The organism is Psychrobacillus sp. FSL H8-0484, assembly GCF_038005325.1.
GTDB lineage: Bacteria > Bacillota > Bacilli > Bacillales_A > Planococcaceae > Psychrobacillus.
The window spans coordinates 526,391-545,655 of record NZ_JBBOSZ010000001.1; the positions used below are offsets into that span (position 1 = coordinate 526,391).

Annotated in this window: 16 protein-coding genes and 1 other annotated feature; of the genes, 11 read left to right on the forward strand and 5 right to left on the reverse strand. The window is 36.4% G+C overall.

Annotated features, from left to right (window positions below; all coding sequences use genetic code 11):
* Positions 1 to 9 precede the first annotated feature (9 nt).
* The 6 genes from MHH81_RS02530 to MHH81_RS02555 all read left to right on the forward strand — a co-directional run bounded on the left by MHH81_RS02530 (position 10) and on the right by MHH81_RS02555 (position 5,707).
* Complete coding sequence (locus MHH81_RS02530) at positions 10 to 915, forward strand: ABC transporter permease subunit (RefSeq protein ID WP_340917509.1); 906 nt, start codon at positions 10 to 12, stop codon at positions 913 to 915.
* Between the two features lie 23 nt (positions 916 to 938).
* Entirely contained in the window at positions 939 to 1,952 is a 1,014-nt protein-coding gene (locus tag MHH81_RS02535; RefSeq protein ID WP_340917512.1) for an ABC transporter ATP-binding protein, read from the forward strand.
* Positions 1,918 to 2,898, forward strand: coding sequence for an ABC transporter ATP-binding protein (locus tag MHH81_RS02540; protein WP_340917514.1), 981 nt, complete (start codon positions 1,918 to 1,920; stop codon positions 2,896 to 2,898). Before MHH81_RS02535 ends, MHH81_RS02540 begins: the two co-directional genes overlap by 35 nt.
* Positions 2,888 to 3,892 (forward strand): winged-helix domain-containing protein, encoded by a 1,005-nt coding sequence (locus MHH81_RS02545; protein ID WP_340917516.1) that lies wholly within the window; start codon positions 2,888 to 2,890, stop codon positions 3,890 to 3,892. The genes MHH81_RS02540 and MHH81_RS02545 overlap by 11 nt, the downstream gene beginning before the upstream one ends.
* Positions 3,893 to 3,965: 73 nt before the next feature.
* Positions 3,966 to 4,796, forward strand: coding sequence for a D-amino-acid transaminase (dat, locus tag MHH81_RS02550; protein WP_340917518.1), 831 nt, complete (start codon positions 3,966 to 3,968; stop codon positions 4,794 to 4,796).
* Between the two features lie 92 nt (positions 4,797 to 4,888).
* On the forward strand, positions 4,889 to 5,707 hold the full coding sequence (locus MHH81_RS02555; RefSeq protein ID WP_340917520.1) for a M55 family metallopeptidase: 819 nt from the start codon (positions 4,889 to 4,891) through the stop codon (positions 5,705 to 5,707).
* Between the two features lie 255 nt (positions 5,708 to 5,962).
* Here MHH81_RS02555 and MHH81_RS02560 read toward each other — a convergent pair whose 3' ends face one another.
* The gene (locus MHH81_RS02560; protein WP_340917522.1) at positions 5,963 to 8,107 is read right to left on the reverse strand and encodes a type IA DNA topoisomerase; all 2,145 of its coding nucleotides are present in this window, start codon (positions 8,105 to 8,107) and stop codon (positions 5,963 to 5,965) included.
* Positions 8,108 to 8,414: 307 nt separating this feature from the next.
* Between MHH81_RS02560 and MHH81_RS02565 the strand changes: the two genes are divergently transcribed.
* Positions 8,415 to 9,800: a UDP-N-acetylmuramoyl-tripeptide--D-alanyl-D-alanine ligase gene (locus MHH81_RS02565; protein WP_340917524.1), complete on the forward strand. Its 1,386-nt coding sequence runs from the start codon at positions 8,415 to 8,417 to the stop codon at positions 9,798 to 9,800.
* Between the two features lie 276 nt (positions 9,801 to 10,076).
* Here the strand turns inward: MHH81_RS02565 and MHH81_RS02570 are convergent, their stop codons facing one another.
* Complete coding sequence (locus MHH81_RS02570; protein WP_340917527.1) at positions 10,077 to 10,406, reverse strand: general stress protein; 330 nt, start codon at positions 10,404 to 10,406, stop codon at positions 10,077 to 10,079.
* A gap of 136 nt (positions 10,407 to 10,542) precedes the next feature.
* Here MHH81_RS02570 and MHH81_RS02575 point away from each other — a divergent pair, with 136 nt between their 5' ends.
* Positions 10,543 to 11,040 carry a flavin reductase family protein gene (locus MHH81_RS02575; RefSeq protein WP_340917529.1) on the forward strand — a complete coding sequence of 166 codons (498 nt, stop codon included), beginning with the start codon at positions 10,543 to 10,545 and terminating at the stop codon, positions 11,038 to 11,040.
* 153 nt (positions 11,041 to 11,193) lie between these two features.
* Complete coding sequence (locus MHH81_RS02580) at positions 11,194 to 11,589, forward strand: VOC family protein (RefSeq protein WP_340917531.1); 396 nt, start codon at positions 11,194 to 11,196, stop codon at positions 11,587 to 11,589.
* A gap of 448 nt (positions 11,590 to 12,037) precedes the next feature.
* Here the strand turns inward: MHH81_RS02580 and MHH81_RS02585 are convergent, their stop codons facing one another.
* Positions 12,038 to 12,733: a TVP38/TMEM64 family protein gene (locus MHH81_RS02585; protein WP_340917533.1), complete on the reverse strand. Its 696-nt coding sequence runs from the start codon at positions 12,731 to 12,733 to the stop codon at positions 12,038 to 12,040.
* A gap of 141 nt (positions 12,734 to 12,874) precedes the next feature.
* On the opposite strand from MHH81_RS02585, the gene MHH81_RS02590 reads away from it, so the two are divergent.
* Positions 12,875 to 13,615, forward strand: coding sequence for a class I SAM-dependent DNA methyltransferase (locus MHH81_RS02590; RefSeq protein WP_340917535.1), 741 nt, complete (start codon positions 12,875 to 12,877; stop codon positions 13,613 to 13,615).
* A gap of 239 nt (positions 13,616 to 13,854) precedes the next feature.
* On the opposite strand, the gene MHH81_RS02595 is transcribed toward MHH81_RS02590, so the two are convergent.
* Positions 13,855 to 15,078: an MFS transporter gene (locus MHH81_RS02595; RefSeq protein ID WP_340917537.1), complete on the reverse strand. Its 1,224-nt coding sequence runs from the start codon at positions 15,076 to 15,078 to the stop codon at positions 13,855 to 13,857.
* Positions 15,079 to 15,137: 59 nt separating this feature from the next.
* Positions 15,138 to 15,397: a binding site (T-box leader), on the reverse strand.
* Positions 15,398 to 15,482: 85 nt separating this feature from the next.
* On the opposite strand from MHH81_RS02595, the gene MHH81_RS02600 reads away from it, so the two are divergent.
* Positions 15,483 to 16,736, forward strand: coding sequence for an erythromycin esterase family protein (locus MHH81_RS02600; RefSeq protein WP_340917539.1), 1,254 nt, complete (start codon positions 15,483 to 15,485; stop codon positions 16,734 to 16,736).
* A 97-nt stretch (positions 16,737 to 16,833) separates the two neighbouring features.
* Here MHH81_RS02600 and MHH81_RS02605 read toward each other — a convergent pair whose 3' ends face one another.
* Positions 16,834 to 19,080, reverse strand: coding sequence for an S-layer homology domain-containing protein (locus MHH81_RS02605; protein WP_340917541.1), 2,247 nt, complete (start codon positions 19,078 to 19,080; stop codon positions 16,834 to 16,836).
* Between the last annotated feature and the right edge of the window lie 185 nt (positions 19,081 to 19,265).

A 19,265-nucleotide genomic window follows, 5' to 3' on the forward strand; every position in this document is an offset into this window, starting at 1 on the left:
GGGGTCAAAATGGTTGAAGTAAAACTGTCAAAAAAAGAAGAATATTTACAAAGGACTTTGGAAAAAAGTGCGGTAAGAACACCCATTTCAGAGTTTTGGAGAAAATTCAAAAAGCAAAAGCTTGCGTTCATCTCATTCTTTTTTGTTATCTTTCTTATATTATTAGCTCTTATCGGACCGTTCATTGTCCCTTACGATATTGCAGAGCCTGATTATGAAAATGTTCTATCGGGGCCTTCTGCAACACATTGGGCCGGAACAGATGCTTATGGACGGGATATATTTAGTCGAATTATAGCAGGTACACAAATATCCTTATATGTCGGGTTAACTTCCGTGTTATTAGGAGCAATTGGAGGTACTTTTTTAGGAATAATAGCAGGATATTATGGCAAATGGATTGACCGTATAATCATGAGAATTTGTGATGTATTATTTGCTTTTCCTGGGATTTTATTGGCAATTGGAATTATTGCAATATTAGGTCCAGGATTAGGCAACGTTATTATTGCAGTAGCAATTTTCAGTATCCCAGTCTTTGCACGAATTGTAAGAAGCTCCACACTTGCTGTGAAGTCGACATTATACGTAGAGGCAACGAAGTCTATTGGAGCAAAACCAAAACGTATTATTTGGAAACATATTTTTCCTGGTACTCTTTCAAGCGTGATAGTTTATTTTACAATGAGAATTGGTTCAGCCATATTAACTGCAGCAAGTTTAAGCTTTCTTGGATTAGGAGCACAACCGCCTTCACCAGAATGGGGAGCAATGTTAAGTGGAGGTAGGGATTATTTAAATATCGCACCTCATGTAACTATATTTCCAGGATTAGCTATTTTTATTACAGTGCTTGCCTTTAATTTACTAGGGGATGGATTGCGAGATGCTCTCGATCCAAAATTAAAAGATTAACTGTTTGGAGAGGAGTTGGCTTAATGGAACAAGCAATACTTAAAGTAAATAATTTGCAAACTCACTTTACAAGTGATTCTGGCGTAGTTAAAGCGGTAGATGGAGTTTCATTTGAGGTTGCCAAAGGAGAAACTCTTGGAATCGTTGGCGAATCTGGAAGTGGTAAAAGTGTAACGTCTTTATCTATTATGGGATTATTTAAAGACACATCTGGGAAAATTGCAGGTGGAGAAATTCTGTATGAGGGCAAAGATCTTGCAAAAGCTAGTGAAAATGAAATGCGCAAAATTCGTGGAAACGACATTGCAATGATATTTCAAGAACCGATGACTTCATTGAATCCTGTATATAAAATTGGACGTCAATTGGAAGAAGCGATTATTTTACATTTAAAGTTTTCAAAAAAACAAGCAAGAGAACGTGCTATTGAAATGTTGACATCTGTAGGGATTTCAAGGCCTGAAAAGATAGTACATGAATATCCTCATCAACTTTCAGGTGGAATGAGGCAACGGGTAATGATCGCTATGGCTATGGCCTGTAATCCCAAAGTTTTGATAGCAGATGAGCCTACTACTGCACTAGATGTGACAATACAAGCGCAAATTTTAGATTTAATGAGAAACTTATCAAAGAGATCTGACACTGCAATTCTGCTAATTACACATGATTTAGGAGTAGTAGCAGAAATGTGTGATCGGGTTGTTGTTATGTACGCAGGCCGTGCAGTAGAAGAAAGTGACGTTCATTCCATATTTACAAATCCTAAACATCCATATACACAAGGCCTATTGGAATCTATTCCGAAGATTGGAGTAAGAATGGACCGTTTACAGTCTATTCCAGGAAACGTTCCTATTCCGTCTCAGATGCCTGAGGGCTGTAAGTTTGCTCCTAGGTGTAAATTTGCAATGGATATATGTTGGGAAAAAGAGCCTGAGTTAAAAGAAGTTTCATTTAAACATTCTTCTAAATGTTGGCTAAATGAGGGGGTTTCTCAAAATGACACAGAACTTGTTAGAAGTGCAGAACGTTAAGAAGTATTTTCCTCTAAAGAAGAGTCTATTTAAAAAAGAACAAGAATTTGTCAAAGCAGTTGATGGAGTATCATTCTTTGTAAAAGAGGGAGAAACTCTTAGTATTGTTGGAGAAAGCGGATGTGGAAAATCAACAACTGGCAGAGTATTAATGAAGTTACTAGAACCAACTGAAGGTAGAATCTTATTTGAAGGAAAAGATATTACTGATTTAAATGATGATCAGATTCGTCCTTATCGAAAAGAGTTTCAGATGATATTCCAAGATCCATATGCCTCTCTTAATCCTCGTCTAACAATAAAAGAAATAATTGAAGAGCCGCTAATCGTACATAACTATAGTAAAGAAAAGCGAGCTGAAAGGATAGAAGAATTACTTGAAGTAGTAGGATTAAATAAATACCATTCAGATCGTTATCCACATGAGTTTAGTGGGGGGCAACGCCAGCGGATAGGTATTGCTAGAGCTCTTGCTGTGCATCCGAAGCTGATTATTGCTGATGAACCTGTTTCGGCTCTTGATGTTTCTATTCAATCCCAAATACTTAACTTGTTAAAAGATTTGCAGGATCAATTCAAATTAACCTACGTGTTCATTGCTCATGATTTAAGTGTGGTTGAACATATCTCTGATAGAGTAGGAGTCATGTATTTAGGCAGGTTTGTAGAGCTGGCAAGCAGAGACAAATTGTTTACAGATCCTTTGCATCCATATACAAAAGCATTATTAAGTGCCGTACCAATTCCTGATCCCTCTTTAAAAAGAGAAAGAATTATTTTAAAAGGGGATATACCAAGTCCGGCTAATCCACCTTCCGGGTGTACATTTCACACTCGATGTCCATTTGCACAACAAGAATGTAAAGAGCGTGTTCCTGAGTTCAGAGAAGTCGAAGAAGGACATTTTGTAGCTTGTCATTTTGCAGAAGAATTGCATGGTATTTAAAATGGATAAATTGAAAAGAAAAGTCCACGTTATCTCTAGGCAAGAGAGTTATTTAAATATAATCGCCTATCAATTGTTGGAGATTCTTGGCGACAAGATAGAGTTATCGGCACTGACTATACAACAATTAACAATGAATATTATTTCCGAACAAGATATTGTAGTTTTATCCAAGGACGACTTAAAAGGTATTACTAGACCATTTATTCCAACCTCTTGTCCGATTATTGTAGCGAAAAGAGAAGTAAATATAGTAGGTACAAAAGAGTTGCTTAAACTTCCAAAGGGACGCCAAATTCTCGTGATTAACGATACTGCTGAGCATGCGGAAGAAACAGCAATCTCACTAGAAAATATTTATTTCGAACATGAGTATATTGCATACGATTTGGTGCAATCTTTTCCCTCTGACATGGATGTTATTGTCACTCCAGGAGAAATGGAGCTAGTTCCTAAACAATTTGAAAGTGTAATTGATATCGGTCCAAGAACATTGGACTTCCAAACAGTTTTAAAAATAGCCAGTCTCTTAAATATGGATAGTGATACGTATGCATTAATGAATAGATTTATAAAGTCCCAATTATCCTTAGCAGAAAAGTTATATGCCAAGCAAAATTTTCACTATGAAAAATCATTAATGCAACAGAAAAATAATTATTTAAACGACAATAATCGATTGGATAATGAATTAAGTTTAACTGATCAGGAGATTATATCCATCATTGATAAAATTGAAGAACATGGTTTTTTAGAAGAAAGTATGGAAATTTTAACTATTTATAATGAAGGAAAGAAAAATTTTGAATCTTTTGGTCGGACAAAAGTGAATATGAAATTGCGTAGTAAAGGAATCCATTTATCTGATCAGCAGATAAGACTCCGTATAGAGGTATTACAAGAATTAGGATTAATAAATGCTCGACAAGGAAGAGGAGGAGCTAAGCTGTCAGATAAAGGAGAAGTTTTTTTGAAGCATCACAACAATATTTGAATACTCTGTGATAATTACACAGGAATCGTAACGAAAGGTTTAGCAGTAATAATTTATCATAGGAGAATGCAAAATGAGTATTGGATATTTTAATGGTGAATTTATTCCTGTCGATAAAGCAGTTATTCTAATTGATGAGAGAGGTCATCAATTCGGAGACGGGGTTTATGAAGTAATTAGGGTGTATAACCGGAAGCCATTCATGTTGAAAGAGCATATACAAAGATTATTAAGCAGTGCCAGTTCTATTAAACTAAATGTTAATAAATCTTTGGAAGATATTGAAGATATCATTACGAAAGCAATTGAAAATACTGATATGTTTGACTTTGATATATATTTTCAAATGACTAGAGGAATTGCTACTAGAAAGCATTTATTTCCAGATACACCAGTCTCCATTTCCATGACAGTTAGACCTATGAAAGTTATGGAGGATACAGTCCGAAAAATGGGTGTAAATGCAATATTTCACGAAGATGAACGATGGCTAAACTGCCATATAAAATCATTAAATCTTCTTCCCAATATTCTAGCAAAGCAAACTGCACATGAATCTGGCTGCTATGAGGCAATTCTAATTAGGAATGGATTCGTAACGGAAGGAACCAGTTCCAATGTGTATATAATTATCGATAAAAAAATTTATACTACTCCACTTTCAAAGCAAATATTGCCTGGTATCACGCGTGCTGCGGTAAAAAAAATTGCAAGTTTACTTCAAATTGATTTTATAGAAAAACATATTACATCTACCGAATTATTACAAGCGGATGAAGTTTTCATAACCAGTACTACTAATGAAATCTTGCCCATTGTGAATGTAGATGGAACAAAAATAAATGATGGATATTCAGGAGAACTAAGTTTAGCTTTGTATGAAAAATTTAAGCAATTTATTTAACTTCTTATTACTAAGTTAACTTTTATACTTGAAATGAAAAGTGTATGGGTGAATAAATTGTACTAAGAAAAAATTGAAGATAAGGAGAAAAGATGAATATTTATATTTCAGCTGACATTGAAGGAGTTTCAGGGGTAGTACATAGTGAGCATACATCACGCGATGGAAAAGAACATGATTATGCTAGGTTGTTAATGACTGAGGAAGTAAATGCTTGCATTGTCGGAGCATTGGAAGTGGGGGCTAAGAGAGTAGTAGTAAATGACTCCCACGGAACGATGCGTAATATTTATCATGAAAAATTACATCCTAAATCTGAACTTATTCTAGGTTCCCCTAAAAAGTTAGCTATGATGGAAGGGATAAGTTCTGAATTTGATGCTGCACTTTTTATCGGTTATCATACGAAAATGGGCCAAAATGGGATTCTAAATCATACTTTTAATGGTAAAATTGTAAAGTCGATAGAAATAAATGGGATAGAATTTGGCGAGTTTGGGTTAAATGCCCTTGTTGCGGGATATTTCAATGTTCCCGTTATTTTTGTTTCAGGATGTAATCTAGCTATTAAAGAAGCGGAAGAATGTATACCTAATATTAATCATTCAATTGTTAAGCAAACGATTAATCGTACCACAGCTTTAAATTTACATCCGGTTGAAGCAAGAGAGTTAATTAAAGAAGGTACAAAAAAAGCAATCTTACATTATGAGCAAATTAAACCTTTCTCAATAGAGCCCCCTTATACAGTAAAAGTAGAATTTTTACATACTGGGCTTGCTGATGTTGTTGAGATATTGCCTTTTGTTAAAAGAATTGAACCTCTTACTATTTCCTTTAACAGTAATGATATCATAGAGTGTTATCGTTTAATCCGAAGTTCAATAATGCTAGGAGGTTCGGCTGGCTGAAAAGCTTATGGCATGGACACAGTTGTTCATGCTTACCCGTTTGAATGAAACAAGCTGTCCTTTTTAGCTAAAGGACAGCTTTGTTTTTTGGGGGAGAGATTTTCATTGAATCGCAAATAAAACTAGGTAAATCGCAAGATAGAGAACCAGAATCGCAAGGTCAACAGCTCAAATCGCAAGATAGTTACATCGAATCACAAGATCAATATTTTAAATCGCAAGTAATGGTATAGAATTGATATTATTGGAAATGTTTCACTCTTTAAACTCTAACTTCAATTTTCCTTCTTCTAGTGCTAGACTAGCATCAAATTTCTGTCCATTTTCAGCTTCAAAGCCTTTAATAGTATTCGTTTTACCCTTTGTACAGAGAAGTTTAATCTGACTCGGGGTAATTTTTTTCTTTAAAAAGAAGCCATTAAACGTTTGAGTGCATCCATTTTTATAATTCGTGCATCCATAGAAATTTTTTCTTGCAACTATAGAGCCTTGTCCACATTTTGGACAAGGTGCAATTGGCTCTTGTTTGTATTTCGCATACTTTGAACTAGCTGCTTTTGGAGGTAGCTGTATATTAATATTTTTAGTTTTTAATTGATTGGGAACCTCTTCTATTAAACTATGAAGGAACTTTGCAATGCTTCCGAGAAAACGCTCTTGGGATCCTTCGCCATTGCCAATTTTACGCAAATAAGTTTCCCATTTTGCAGTCATAGATGGGCTAGCTAGAAGATTTCCTTCAATTGCTTGGCAAAGAACACGACCTTTATCGGTAATAGACACAATATTTTTGTTCACTTGTATATACTCATGACGTTTTATTGTTTCAATAATTCCACTTCGGGTTGCTTCTGTCCCAAGTCCTTCTATTTCTTTAAGAATCTCTGTCTCGCCTTTATCCTCCACAAGTTTTCCACATGTTTTCATCATGGCAATGAGTTGACCTTCTGTATAAGGTTTAGGAGGAACTGTTTTTCCTTCCTTAATCCTAATATCACTCTCGACTTTTTCCTGTTCCAATAAAGGTGGAAGAGAAGGTTCATCTTTTTCCTTTTCTATAGAAGAACGGACAAATAATGCTTTCCAACCTTTATCGCGTTCGGTCTTGCCAGTTGTGAAGAAAGGTAGTCCATTTACGTCGGTCGTTACTTTCGTTTCAGTATATAAATAATCGGAATGAAACATAGCAAGTGTCGTTCGGACAACTTCTTCATAGAGATTTCTTTCGATACTCGACAGCTTAGTGAGTACAGCTTGTGATGGAATTTTTTTCGTCGGTATAATTGCGTAATGCTCTTGAACCTTTGAACTGTCAACGTATCGCTTTTTGGGAGCAAGTGAAGCAACAGGGAAAGGGTGATTAATAAGCTGCTGATAATCTCCTACTTGTCCAGCGATATAAGAAAACTCACTTGGTGTTATATATCGAGAATCGGTACGTGGGTAAGAAACAAGCTTCTTTTCATAAAGACCTTGCATCGTCTTCAATACATCCGCCGGACTCGTTTTCCATAGTCTATTTGCAGTTGCCTGCAAAGTCGATAAAGAGTGAAGTTGTGGAGGAGGAATCCGTTTATCCAACTTCTCTAGAGAGGTAATCACCCCAGGTGAATTTGGTTGAATCACATGTTTAGCGAGAAGCGCTTGAATGATTTCCCTTTTTGACTCCTTCGCTTTCGCTTTTCCATTATAAGTCCCTTTTTCTGCTGTAAATGTTGCTTCAATTTCAAAGAAAGGCTCCGAAACAAAGGTTTCGATCTCCATTTGACGTTCATAAATAAGATAAATAGTCGGTGACTGCACACGACCAATAGGAAAAACTTCTTTAATTCCCTGTCCTTGCAATAAAAGAGAATACAAGCGTGAACCATTCATACCAACAAGCCAATCGCTAATTTGTCGTGCTTTTGCTTCCTCATACAATAGGAGATCTTTTCTATTATCTTGTAAATTAGCAAATCCTTTTCTCACTTCTTCAACTTCCAAAGAATTTATCCACAGTCGTTTAATCGTTTGTCCTCTTGCACCTGTTTGGTTGTATATACTATAGAAGATATTCGATCCTTCACGGTCCACGTCACATGCATTAATGATTGTATCTGTACTCTTCATCAGATTCTTTACAATGCTAAACTGTTTGAACTTTCCCTTTGCAATCTGAAATTCATATCGATCTGGCAAGATTGGCAAGCTAGTAAGAGACCATTTATTCCACTTCGGATCGTAAGTTTTTGGTTCTTTTAACTCTACTAGATGTCCAATCCCCCAAGTAATATAGGCGCCTTCCGGGAAAGTAGGAGAAGGTAGTATTTCTATGTAACCTTCATGGCGTTTAACAGAAAAAGCATCGGCATAAGCTTTTGCCTGGCTAGGTTTTTCGGCTAGGATTACTGGTTTCATGATGCCACCTCTTTCGTTCGTGCGAAAAAAATATCATTCTTATACTTCTATTATCGCATAAATGTAGAGTGGTTCCAAACATACGTCTATGCAACGCTGGTAGGTACTTTACACTTCTGGAGTGATGTTTATAAATCAAATTTCAAGTTGTCTAGCAACGGAGATTCAAAACAGCTTCTATTTCTGATTTCTGAGAGTTCTTATTAACTTTATTATGTTTGAGTCCTGTAGTGAAGGCTTATACACAAGCAAAAAGCTCATATTCGACATAATATAAAGTTATTAAAAGAATTGGAGGAAACAAAGAATGAAGCCAATGTCAGTGAAAAATATACGACAAATTGTGAGAGGACAATTAATTCAAGGATCGGATGACTTCATGGTTAACGATATTATTCATCTCTATCAAAAGATGGGGCCTAATAAACTACTTTTCTTAAAACAGAAATGGCAAATTGATTGGGAGAAAATCGCCCAGTCAGTACCTTGCGTAGTCGTAACAGATGAAGCTTATGATAGATTAAAGAATATTGAAAAGTGTACTGTTATCAAGGTTCAAGACATCGAGAAGGCATTTTGGATGTTCGTTAAGTTTTATAGAAACCAATTTTCTATTCCCGTTGTTTCTGTAACAGGGACAAGCGGAAAAACGACAACGAAGGATATGATTAAACATATCCTTGCTTTTGACCGTAATGTCACTGGTACCAAAACATCAGCAAACTCAAGGACCCAGCATCTAACCTATTTGCTATCTATTAATAAAAACACAGATGCTGCTGTGTTTGAATCGGCAGTAGGGAGCCCAGGAGATGTGCTGCTCGCTTCACGGTACTTTAAGCCAACGATTGGTATTATCACAAATATAGGCGTTACTCATCTTGATGGATGCAAAACACCGGAAGCTTATCTTCAAGCAAAAGCGGAAATGGTTCAAGCAGTAGGGCAAAAAGGCACTCTTATCATTAACGCTGATGATGAGAATACACAAAAAATTGGATTAGAGAATTTACAAGGAAAGGTGCTGACTTTTGGTATAACTCATCGTGCAGATTTTAGAGCAACTAATGTTCAATACGGCAATAACGGAATGGAGTTTGTACTTACATTTAGAGAAAAAACTTATCCCGCTTTTGTGCCCGGTTATGGGCAGCATCAAGTTCTAAATGCACTGGCTGCCTTTGCAGCAGTATATGAAATGGGAATTAGTATAGAAGAAGTAGTAAAACGGATAAAGTCTTTTCGCAACTTACCTGCTCATCTTGAATGTAGCATAGGAATGGGAAAATGTATCATTGTGGATGATACTTGGAATTCAAATCCTATTTCTCTAAAGGCTGCATTTCAGGTATTGAATGGGATATCACGGGGGAGAAAAAGGATTGCCCTTATTGGCGATATTAATGCTTTAGGTGAACTAAGCCTTGATCTTCATCGTCAAGTAGGTGAGATGATTGCGGAAAATGGAGTAGACGTATTAATTACAGTTGGTTCTTTGGCAGCCGAGATGGGAAAACAAGCTCAAAAGGAAGGACTATCTGGTGAAGTCTACTCTTTTCCTGACATCCATGGAGTTTATTTATTTTTAGAGAAGATATTGGATGAGAATAGTATATTGCTTATCAAATGTTCTGCAATGAATCATTCTATTATTAATTTGAAAACCAGGTTAAAGCGTCGCAAGATTATCTAAGTTACTTTCTTGGTCCATGTAAGATCAGTCCTCCAACGCTATAATTCAATGGGGGACTGACTCACTTGGCTGTTACATATAACGGCCTTTCTCGGCCACAATTCTTACCATTGATAGACATAATCATGCATGAATTGCGTTCAAGGCACCTTCTGGAAAAGTAGGTCTATTATTCACATAATAAAACATTCGTTCTTATAATTGTGCATGAAGTGTGTGGAAAATACAATTAAAAATCCCATTCCCTCAAGAAAGGGGAATGGGAAATGGTACTAGTTACGTTTTTTTGTTATGGGCAATAATAATTAATTTGCCTTTATCAAGTTCTTCTTCTGCAGCTGCAGCTTCTTGTTTGGTAAGTCCCGCAGCTTCCATTTTGTTGCGAAGTTCGTCTCCACGAGAAGTGAACATATTTTTCATAGATTGAAGAAATCCTTGTTCCATTATTCCGACATCTGAAGTATCCAAAGCATCGTTGATGTCGTCAGCTCGTTCTTTAAAATGAGCGAAGATATGGATGTGATCTTTTGAATATCCTTGCGTCTCTAGTTTCTCGATTTCTTGTTTCGCCTGTACGGCATTTTCTACAGTTAATTTGACTGTCATTAAAATCCCTCCAGTTTTGTGATACATTTATCTTTACCCCAAAACGTGATGTTTTAAACAAAATAAAAATCCAAAAGTGTGAAAGAATGAGATGTGTTTGTTATGATGAAAGAAAAAGAGAACGGAAGGTGCTCATATGGAAAATAAAATCGAACAAGTAGCGAGTTTTAAAGCGGCAATGGGCAATTATCCTACAGGTGTTACGGTTGTAACAGCATTTAACCAAGAAGGGAAGCCGATGGGGCTGACAGTAAATTCTTTTGCATCGGTTTCTCTAGAACCACTACTTATATTATGGTCTATTGATAAGCGTGTGTATTCGTACGAAGAATTTTTTAAAGTAGACAAATTTACTGTAAACATTTTAGCAGCGGATCAAGGTGATCTATGTACATTATTCTCAAGCAAAATAGAAGATCGTTTCAGTAAGTGTGTCTGGATAAAGTCGGAATTAGATTTACCAGTACTTGCAGGTACGTTAGCTACTTTACAATGCAAAGTATTTAGCCGAATTGATGCTGGTGACCACACGACGATTATTGGGGAAGTGGTAAATATCCAAAATGAAGATAAAGAACCGCTTCTATACCATCGCCGGACAATTGGTGCGATACCAGAAGAATTTTATCATTAAGAATAAAGACTTCCTCCTAAGTATTTTCTAGCTTAGAAGGCAGTCTTTTATTATTCAAAATTTATTTGATGAAATATACTTCGTGAAAATTCAGAAAATATGGCATAATCAAATAGTATGTGATTCTAATAATTTTAGAAAAGAGGTTCTTAGATGGGTAGAGTTGTACATTTTGAAATTCATGTAGATGAGATGGAACGAGCTAAGAAATTTTATGGGGAAGTTTTTGGTTGGCGGTTTGAAGATTGGAGCGACTTTGTAGGAACACCCTATTTCGGAGCTATTACAGGGAACAAAGAGGAAACGGGAATTGATGGTGCTTTAATGCAGCGGAGAACACCATCACCTGAAAGTGGACAAAGTATGAATGCATTTGTCTGCACGATGCAAGTGGAAGATTATGATGCGACAGAAACAGCAATTATAGCTCATGGCGGCACAGTTTCCGTTCCTAAACATGCATTACCAGGAATGGCTTGGCAAGGATATTTTACGGATTCAGAAGGAAATATTATTGGTATTCACCAACCAGATGAGAATGCCAAATAAGTTTTGGGTGCCAGGAACCGACACTAGGGATAGTTCGGATACCTGGCACTATTCACTTATTCAAAATCTAATTTATAATCATTTGCTTTAATCAGTTTTAACTTTCGAGAGAAGATATAGATGAGACCGATATTTAAAATGGTCTTGATGGGGATTTAAATTATTTACTATCTGTGTCAAATGGTTGGACATATTTTACAGTGCATTAATTATCACGTTGCTTTTATTGTTTCTGTCAGGAATACCATTGCTGAGGAAGAAATATAAAAACCATCCAGTGGAATAAGAAAGAGAAGTAAATTCGTCCCAATAACGTTTAAACAATAGAGGAGGTATCACTAGAGTGGAAAGTCTCTATTTAAAAAAGTTGTCCTTGTATTGCAGGACAACCTTTTTGCATGTGAATTGTATTGATATTTAATTATTGCTTATAAGGAATACATATTAATTAGTTAGGAAAATCATTGTGATCCGTTTCGACTACAGATTTTCTTTTATGCCGTATTAACTTAATGAAATAATAAAGGAGGACTGTAGCTAAGATGATAAACATAATAACATACTCGTCTAATTCTGTGGATAATATTCCTGCTGGTATAAGAGCAAGCACAAAGAAATATAGAAAATTTCCTATGGTCGTTGCAACGGTAAAAGGTATGATACGAATCGTACTTAGTCCAGCTAAAATGTTAATTAAACTTGTAGGTACAAGTGGGAAGAGCCGTGCTTGAAATACGTAGGTAAATCCATTTGCGTCCATTTTTTCAATTAATTTTGAGTTAAATTTTTTAATAATCATTCCTTGAAAAACATAGCGAACTCCATAAAAAACGATAATAGAAGCAATAATACTTGTGAACCAGCTCCACAAAAATCCACTTATAAAACCAAATAACGTAATGTTAATGGTAATAACTAAGATTAGCGGAAATACTGTAAACGAATGTTGAATAAGCATAACTAAAGACATAAAGAATAATGCATAGCCCATATTTCTGTCTAAAAAAGCACGAATTGCTTCTACATCCCCATCAAGGAGCAGTTTTATTAAGTCTAGATTTAAAATAAAAAATAATAAAAGGAAAAGCACACCACTTAATATCACCCAATGTTTATTTGATAACTTATTTTGTATCTTTTTCATTAGTCACCTGTTCTTTCTTACTATTTTACAACTGAAAGTGATTTATTATTTAATCGTACCATTGTTTAAACTTTGAAAAAACTTTTGAGCGTTGCTATCTTAAATTGATAAGAATAAAATGGGTAATAAGGGGTGGGTTAATTGGAATTTAAAGGTGCAAGTGTTTATGATCAAGCTGATTTTTTTTCTAATTATATGATAAGAAGAGGCAGACAGGATAGTCCAAACAATGCGATAGAAGGACCAATTATGTACGAACTGATTGGTGATTACAAGAATAAGCACATATTAGATTTAGGTTGTGGGGATGCTGTTTTTGGAAAAGAATTACTTGAAACCGGAGCAGATTACTACGCGGGTGTAGAGGGTTCAGAACAAATGGCCGCTGCTGCAAATATGAATTTATCTAATTTAACTGGGTATGTCTATTTGAACACGATGGAGTCTTTTCATTTTCCGTTAAACGAATTTGATATCATAACATCTCGATTTGCCATTCACTATGTAGAAGATATCTGTAAGCTGTTCAACAATGTACAGCATGCATTAAAGCAAGGTGGCAAGTTTGTGTTTAGTGTCCAACATCCACTCACGACTTCTTCTTTTGCAAGCAAGCAATCAGGAGATAGACGTGAGAATTGGATTGTGGACGATTATTTTTTGGACGGTGAAAGAAAAGAACCATGGATTGACCAAGTAGTAGTTAAGTATCACCGAACAATCGAGCAGTATTTCACCACACTAAGAAAAGAAGGCTTCTCTATATTAGATTTGCGGGAAGGTACACCAAAACGTGAACACTTTAGTAATGAAGAAGAATTTAAAAGAAGACAAAGAATTCCCGTCGTATTAGCTTTTGCTTGTGTGAAAGAGATAAAGTGACAAGTTCTTCTATTTTATTATTTGTATCTGTTTAATTAGGCTGTTGTTTTTTTAGAAGCATATTTTGTGACGTAAATCCGCGAGAGTCCTGTACCAAGACCCCGCAGTGAGCTTATCGGAACAAATCCTAAATTTGCCACATCCATGTGGCAACGGATTCGTGACCAACATCCTGTTGCCCCGAGGAGGCTTGGCAGTTCGTCCACGGAAAGCGAGCGGATTTTCGGCAGGTAATAACATTATCGTTTAATAGAGCCTATTATTTTAGTAGATAAGTTAGAATATCTTCCTATAAGGAATGCTAAGTAGCATGCAACTGCAAACATTAATAAAGATCCACCAATTACGACTTCTTTTACGGAAAGCATTTGCGCGGCAAACCCTAAAAACAAAACAGTAAGTATTTGAATAAAGCTAGATGCCATTTTATACAAGCTTGAAATTCGTCCCATCATATCAATCGGGACTTTTTTTTGTATTAATGTCATGAATCCTGTATTTGCAAGGGAAAGGAAAAATGAAAGTACGAAAAACCCGATACTGGCCAACAAGTATGAGGTTGAAAAACTGTAAATAACATAGCCGATTGAAACTAGGAGTGTTCCCATACTCATTAAAAGGTTAGCAGAAGCAAATTTAACAAGGACATTTGTACATACAGCACCCATTAAGAATCCAATACCCGCCACACTTACAAGTGACCCATAAGTTGCGTCAGATAAGTGTAGGACCTCCTTTGCAAATGCGACTTCCATTGAATCTAGCGCAGCTGTCAGTAACATAACCCCTTGAAATCCCATATACATCACCACAAAAGGAATTGCCTTTTTACTGAAATCCCATACCAATTTCCAATCTGTTCGAACATCTCGCCAGGTTATGCTAGTACTTTCAGTAGTATCTCTATTACTTAATTTAGGGAGCAGAAGTGTCAATGTAGCAGATAATATAAAAATCCCCACGTTCACAAATAAAGCATTTTCAAGACTACCTATCATAAATAAAATCCCAGCAATGAGTGGACCAGTCACAAAAGCTCCGGAGTGCACAAAACTAAGCAAAGCGTTAAACCGATTACGGTCTTGTTCGGGTAACAATAATGTCATATACGTAAAAGATGCTGGTTCAAACATCGCGCCTGCCATTTGTATAAGTAATACAAGTGTATAGATGAACCAGATGGAATCAAGAAAAGGAATAAGCACTACTAATATCACTCTTAGCCCATCTAAAGTAATCATTAAATGTTTAGTTGAGACACGGTCAATAACACTACCCGCCCAAAATCCAACTAACATATTGGCAAAAGGTTTAATCATATACAGACCTGCAACTGCAAGAGCAGATCCCGTCCTGTCAAAAATGATTAAGTTAAGAGCTAGTAAATAGATCCATCCACCAATATTAGCAATCCCAACGGCACTTAAGTATAAAGCAGGAAACTTCCATTTTAATAAATTCATTTAATCTACCTCCGACATGTTTAGTTGAACAAAAAAAATCCCACCCCCAAGACAATTGTCTTGGGGACGAGATTAACATGTCGTGGTGCCACCCCAGTTTGCTCTAATGTCACCATTAGTGCCTTTTCAAGTACGGCATGCATACATGCTTATACTTTAGCTCGATAACAGGAGCACCTGTCACACAATCTCTTGCAAATTTGCAAGTCCCATGTGAAGCTCAGAGGCTTGTTTCAGTAACCGTATTCTTACCCCTTTGCAGCTACCAGGGCTCTCTATAAAAAATAGGATTACTTACTCTTCTCTTCATAGCTTTATATTTTCAACATCATATCATACATATGTTAGATATGCATAAAAGAAATAGATTTATCTCAAACTATAAGGGAAAAGGAGTGATTTTCATGAAGCCTCTGGAAGAAGCCATTAAGAAATATGCTTTATCATACGAATCCACCGATGATCTAACATCTCTTCTACAAGCAATTGGTGATGCAAAGATTGTTCTATTGGGAGAAGCGAGTCACGGCACTTCTGAGTTTTACACAGTTCGGGCAGAATTGTCCAAACGGTTAATTGAAGAGAAAGGGTTTACCTTAATTGCAGTGGAGGGAGACTGGCCCTCAACTCAACATGTAAATAGGTTTATTAAAGCTTACGACAATGAGCAAATGGATGTCCGTGATGTATTGAAAGCATTTGAACGATGGCCGACTTGGATGTGGGCAAACGAAGAGATTGCTGAATTTGTCACGTGGGTAAAGTTGCACAACAGCCAAATAGAGGTAAAGAAGAAAGTAGGTTTTTACGGAATAGATGTATATAGTTTGTGGGAATCTTTAGATGAAGTGATTACATATTTAAGTAAAACAAATCCAAATGGCATAGATTTGGCGTTCGCGAAAAAAGCATTCTCTTGTTTTGAACCATTTAACAGACACCCTGAAACCTATGCAATTTCTTCTACTAACATCTCGGAAGCGTGTGTGGATGAAGTTTCAAAGTTATTGGCTTCTATTCGTACCCATGTAGATAATTATCAAGATGAAAAAGAAGCCGACTTAAACTTAAAAATAAATGCAATAATTGCGAGGAATGCGGAAGAATACTATCGTGCAATGGTTCGGAGTGATGAGTTGTCATGGAACGTTCGTGATGAGCATATGGTTGAGGCAATCAATGAAATAATGGACTACCATGGAACAGAATCGAAAATGATTATCTGGGAACATAACACACATATTGGTGATGCCTCGGCTACGGATATGGAAGCATCGGGAATGGTGAATGTCGGGCAGATTATTCGTTTACAAAATAGAAAGGAAAATGTTTATACCGTTGGATTTGGTACACATAGGGGAACGGTAATTGCAGCGAATGAATGGGGAGTCCCATATAAAAAGATAGACGTACCACCCGCGAGAACAGACTCCTGGGAAGATGCACTACATAACGCTGGTGCATTTGATAAACTGATTATTTTTAATGAAGAAAACCGTCCCTTATTTAGCAATTGGATTGGTCATCGAGCAATAGGCGTAGTGTATCATCCTAATTTTGAAGCATATGGAAATTATGTCCCTTCCAAAATAGGAAGCCGTTATGATGCATTTATTTATCTGGACCAAACCAAAGCCCTTTCACCTCTATACATATAAGAATAGAGAAACAAAGGCACAAAAAAAAGAGCTACTGCCGCAGCAATAACTCTTTTTCTCTAGTCTATTTACTTCAATTAATGACTGAAATCATTTCTTATTGCATAGCTGTATTGAGAATAAAAGTCTTAACAATTCCTGTTTTTGGTGATAATTCTTCTCCTAAAACCACTAGACTGCCTTTATGGTTAAAAAGGAAATAACCTTCTCCGTCCAAGCTGTATGTTTTTACAGGTGTAAAGTTTTCATAATCATAAACATAAATTCTATCAGCAATCGCTAGATAAAATTTCGTTAATTTGTTATTAAAGGCTACATCATAGAATTCAGTTTTAAGATCGGTAATAAATTGCATGTCAGTCTTCTTTAAAGGGCTCGCTCTGAAAATTGAGCCAGCAGGATTAAAGATATATCTGCCATCTGGAGAGATCATCATGTATGGTACTAGATCGTAATCTCCTTCGTAAGGTGAATCGTATCCTTGTGAAATAACGCCATTATTAATTGGGAATGCTTCCATGTCCCTTGGGCTGCTATCAGAGTCTACGGCGTAAATCCGATCCTTGTTAGGATGGAGGAAGATGTTACTTTGCTGTCTGATCGTTTGTGTTGACACTTCAGTGCCTGTTTCTTTATCAAAGCTTTTTAAGTCCGTCCATTGTCCCGATCCTGATGAAACGTAGAAATAATTTTTATCCGCTACAATATCGTAAGGGTCTATTTTTATATCGAATAGCTTCTTTATTTTAAACGTAGAAGGGTCCACAATTGCAACGGCACCTTCTTGTGTTTCTTCCAACCAATAAGAACTATGTTCTCCTTTTACCAGGGTGACATAAAGCTCACCGTTATTATAGAAGATTGTTTCTGCTGGGTTGCTGAATGGGAGTCTGTTAATGCTTTTTGTCTCATAGTTAAATGAAATCAGTTCTCCATTTTCATTAATACCATATACAACCGGGAGTTCAGGGTCATGAACTGCATCCAGGAAGATATCGGAAAGAGTTTGTTTCGTACCTTGAAGAGGCTCTAAATCAATCGTCTCCAGGAGATCTTCACTATCCTCACCCCATATATCTTCCTCAAAATCAATAATTGGCATGTCGATAAAGCTTTCTGTATGAATCTTTTTAAAATCTACTTTGTTGTAATCTGCCAAAAATTGATTTACATAATCGGATGATATAGCGAAATTAATGTCCTCAAAAATGAAAGAATTAATCCCAACAACAAAACCTTTCTTATTTAGAAGCGGACCGCCCGAGCTTCCAAAATTAATTTCCGCTGTCGTTTGAATTGCCTTTAGAGTGCCCATTTCGTCCTCGAAGGTATGCGTTCCTGATACAATACCTTCTGTAACGGTATTCATCAATCCAAACGGGCTGCCTATTGCCACTACTTTTTCACCCTTTTTCACCGAACTGAAGCTAGTCAGCGGCAAGGAAGGAAAACCAATTCTTTTTTCAGGCTTCAAGATAGCTACATCTAGGTAGTCGTCATAAGCAACTACTCCTTCAAGTTCTATCTCCTCACCGCTTTCTGTAATGGCCACTGCTCTAGTACCCCCGCTGATCACATGGAAGTTTGTGGCTACAAGCTGATTCGCAACGATAAAACCGCTCCCTTGTGATACCAGTTCATCGTCCTCATCGTACAGCTCAATGACTACAACACTTTGTTCATTATTTACAATCTGTTCTGTGCTACGGGCAGGTGCTTTCGCCATATCATTCGGTTTAAAATCTTCATTTAAAAAGCGCGCCATGAAAGCAGCGAAATGTGCTCTTTTTAAGGTTTCATTCGGACGGAAGGTTCCGTCAGGATAACCTGTTGTGATATTGTGAGCTGCTAAAGCCTGGATAAATGGATAGATCTTTCCTTTATTGCTGATATCCTTAAAATCAGAATAATATGTACCTTTTAGTTTGTAGGCATTCACAAGGATGGTCGCCATCTGACCTCTTGTTAACTTTCCATTTGGGTCAAATGTACCGTCATCTTTACCTGAGATAATCCCAAGTTGAGCAGCTTTTGCAATCTCATTATATCCATTGCTGCCAGGCCGAACATCTTTAAATTGAGGATTAGGTGCATCACCTGTTTTAACACCCAATTCTCTCAAGATCATTTGAACGGCTTGAATCCGTTTGATCGGATCCTCTGGTCCAAAATTTCCGTTTTGATACCCGTTAATAATTTTGCGATCCGTCAGAAAAATAATCTCATTACGATAACTCTTTACATCCGGAAACAGTGTACTTCCTTCTGCTTTGTTACTGACAGAAAGTAAATCAATAGAAAGTAAAAGAAATAAAATAATAAATACCTTAAATGTCTTAAACAAACCAATTTCCTCCTTATTATTGCTCAGATAAATATTTGTAGACTTTGAAGAAATTAGATTGTGGAAAAATGTGATAAAAAAAGTGAGGTGAACGTGGCTGAATTAATACAGATCAAAAACTGAGCAGCATTTAGCAAGTTAATTTAACTTCTTAATAGATTCACACAGAATCAATTGATTTCTTC